The sequence below is a fragment of the Streptomyces anatolicus genome (genome assembly GCF_019400875.1).
GTDB lineage: Bacteria > Actinomycetota > Actinomycetes > Streptomycetales > Streptomycetaceae > Streptomyces > Streptomyces anatolicus.
The window spans coordinates 1-3,081 of sequence record NZ_WMBF01000643.1 but is presented as its reverse complement, the minus strand read 5'-3'; the positions used below and the strand labels follow the sequence as shown (position 1 = coordinate 3,081).

At 73.2% G+C, this 3,081-nt stretch carries 2 protein-coding genes; both read left to right on the top strand.

The features are described from left to right. Window positions 1-182 precede the first annotated feature (182 nt). Window positions 183-851, top strand: a complete 669-nt coding sequence (locus GKQ77_RS30800) for an HAD family hydrolase (protein WP_219692403.1) — start codon at window positions 183-185, stop codon at window positions 849-851. 166 nt (window positions 852-1,017) lie between these two features. Continuing rightward, a partial coding sequence (locus GKQ77_RS30795) for an ATP-binding protein (protein ID WP_219692402.1) occupies window positions 1,018-3,081 on the top strand: 2,064 nt, incomplete at its 3' end.

Below are 3,081 nucleotides of genomic sequence, written 5' to 3'. Positions count from 1 at the left end.
GGCAACGGGTTGTGGGGGGTTCCAGGCCGCCCGCTTCGCGGCGGATGTTTCCCACCCGTCCCGCCCGTCTCGCTGCGCTGACATGGCGAGGTAGGGGCGGTTGGTCGGCTCGCTGTGATGGTGCGGTGGTGGCGTGGCGCAGGGGTAGGTGCCCGGTCCCTCGGGGAGGGTAGATTTTGGGGATGGGGACGCGGCGCGGGGCGCATATCGTTTGGGATTGGAACGGGACCCTCCTGCATGACATTCATGCGGTGATCGAGGCGACCAACGCCTCCTTCGCGGAGATCGGGATCGAGTCGATCACGCTGGAGCGGTACCGGGAGCTGTACTGCGTGCCGATTCCGCTCTTCTACGAGCGGCTGACAGGGCGGCTGCCCAGTGAGAGCGAGTGGCGGGTCATGGACGCCGTCTTCCACCGGCACTACTGGGCGAGGGCCGAGACGTGCGGGCTCACCGAGGGTGCCGCTCAGCTGCTCGCCGGGCGGCGGGCCGAGGGACGTACGCAGTCGTTGCTGTCGCTCGCCCCGCACGAGCATCTGGTGCCGATCGTGCGGCGGCACGGGATCCACGAGCACTTCGTGCGGATCGACGGGCGCACCGACGATTCGCACGCCGGCAAGGCCGAGCGCATGGTGCGGCACCTCGCCGCGCTGGAGGGCGTCGCCGCCGCCGAGCGGGTCGTCGTGATCGGGGACGCCGTCGACGACGCGGTGGCCGCCGCGCACGTGGGGGCGCGGGCCGTGCTCTACACCGGGGGCTCGCACAGCCGGGCGAGTCTGGAGCTGGCCGGGGTGCCCGTCGTGGACACGCTGGAGGAGGCCGTGGTGGTGGCGGAGCGGTTCGCCGCCTGAAGATCGCCTGAAGGCGCCGAGCGCCGCCTGCAGCCGCCTGTAGCCGCCTGAGGGGCCGGTGGGCGTCGGCGGGCGTGGTTGGGGATTTCGTTCACGCTCCGCGCTGTTCTGCGTACGCTGAGGTGGAATCCTCTGTACCGGACGGCGTGACGGGGGCGGTGGCGCGATGGGTTTCGGCTTCGGGCAGCGGCGGGGTGGGCAACTGCCCGCCGAATTGACCTCGTTCGTCGGCCGGGCGGACGAACTGGCGCAGGTGCGGGCCGCGTTCACGTATGCGCGTCTGGTCACCCTGGTCGGGCCGGGAGGTGTCGGGAAGAGCCGGACCGCGTTACGGGCCGCCGCGGGGCTCGGGGAGAGGTTTCCCGACGGGATCTGGCTGGCGGAGCTTTCGGCGCTGCGGGACCCCGAGTTGATTCCCGCCACGCTCGCCACGGTCCTCGAACTGCCCGAGCAGCCGGGGATGGCGCCGCTCGACGCGGTCGTCGCGCATCTGCAGGGGCGGCGCCTGCTCATCGTGCTCGACACCTGCGAGCATCTGGTCGACGCCTGCGCGATGCTCTCCGACATCCTGCTGCGCGAGGCCGCCGACGTGTGCGTGCTCGCGACCAGCCGCCAGCCGCTGGACGTGCCGGGGGAGCACTGCTGTCCCGTCGCGCCGCTCGCACCGGACGACGCCGTGGAGCTGTTCGCGCAGCGCGCCGCCGGTGTCGTGCCCGGGTTCACCGCGCACGACGGCAATCGCGGGCAGTTGCTGGCGCTGGCCCATCGCCTCGACTGCATTCCGCTGGCGCTCGAGCTGGCGGCGGTGCGGTTGCGGGCGGTGTCGATGGAGGAGCTGGTGGCGCGGCTCGACGACCGGTTCCAGGTGCTCACCGGAGAGCGGCGCACCGCTCTGTCACGGCACCAGACGCTGCGTACGGCCATCGACTGGTCGCACGAGCTGTGTACTCCGGCGGAGCGGCTGCTGTGGGCCCGGCTCTCGGTGTTCGCGGGCTCCTTCGAGCTGGGCGCCGCCGAACAGGTCTGTGGGGGCGGGGAGTTGCCCGCCGGTGAGGTGCTCGGGCAGCTGATCGGGCTCGTCGACAAGTCCGTGGTGCAGCGGCTCGGGGAGTCGGGGAGCCGCTACCGGCTGCTCGACACCCTCAGGGAGTACGGGGCCGAGCGGCTCGGCGTGGTCGAGGCGGACGGGGGCGTGGCGCTGCGGGCGCGGCACTTCGCGTACTACCGGGATCTCGGGCGGCGCTTCGAGGAGGGGTTCTTCGGCGCCGGGCAGCCGGAGCTGCACCGCACGGTCCGGGCGGAGAGCGCCGATCTGCGGGCCGCCTTCGAGTACGCGTACGAGACCGAGGGGCGGGCCCGCGACGGGCTGCACCTCGCCGCCCGGCTGTGGCCGCACTGGCGGGCCTCCGGGGCGCTCTCCGAGGGCGGGTACTGGGTCGAGAAGGGGCTCGGGCTCGTCCCCGACGACTGTTCGGAGCGGGCGTGGGGGCTGCTCGTGCGCGGTGCCTTCGCGGTGTGGACGGCGGATCTGGCGACGGCCGTCGAGCATATGGACCTGGCGCGGGAGTGTGCGGCGCGGGCGGGTGACGAGGACGTTGAGCAGTTCGCCGACGCGTACGCCAGTGGGCTCGCCGGGCTGTGCGGGGACGAGACGGGGCTCGACCGGCTCGCGGAGGTGCGGCGGCGGATGGCCGAGCGCGACAACCTCCTTGGCCTGGTGGTGATGGGCTCCGAAGCGGCTCTGCTGCGCGCCGTGCTCGGCGACACCGAGGGCGCGCTCGAACTGTGCGCCGAGGGCCTTGGGCTGCTGGAGGGCACCGGCGAGCGGCAGATCTACGGGTCCACGCTCACGACCCAGGGCCTGGTGCTGTGGCTCGTGGGGGAGCGTGAGGCGGGCGTCGCCGCGCTGTGCCGGGGTCTCGAGGCGGTGAGCGAGGTCGACGAGATCCTGGTGGCCGCGGTGTGCTGCCACGGCCTCGCGTGGGCCTCGGCGCGGGACGGGCGGCATACGCGGGCCGCGTGGCTCTTCGGGTACGCGGAGAACGCGCGGCGGCTCAGCGGTGACCCCATAGGCATGCTCCCCTCGCTCCTGGAGCAGCAGGAGGCGGCGCGGAAGTCGGCGCGGGACGCGCTGGGCGACAAGCAGTTCGAGCGGTGGCACGCGGTGGGGGCGCGGCTCTCCGGCCGGCAGGTCCTGGAAGCGGTGCGGGCCGACGCGGACACGCCGGGC

Coding starts and splice junctions, on each gene's coding strand:
- GKQ77_RS30800 (WP_219692403.1), top strand. CDS start 183: ATGGGGACGCGGCGCGGGGCGCATATCGTTTGGGATTGGAACGGGACC.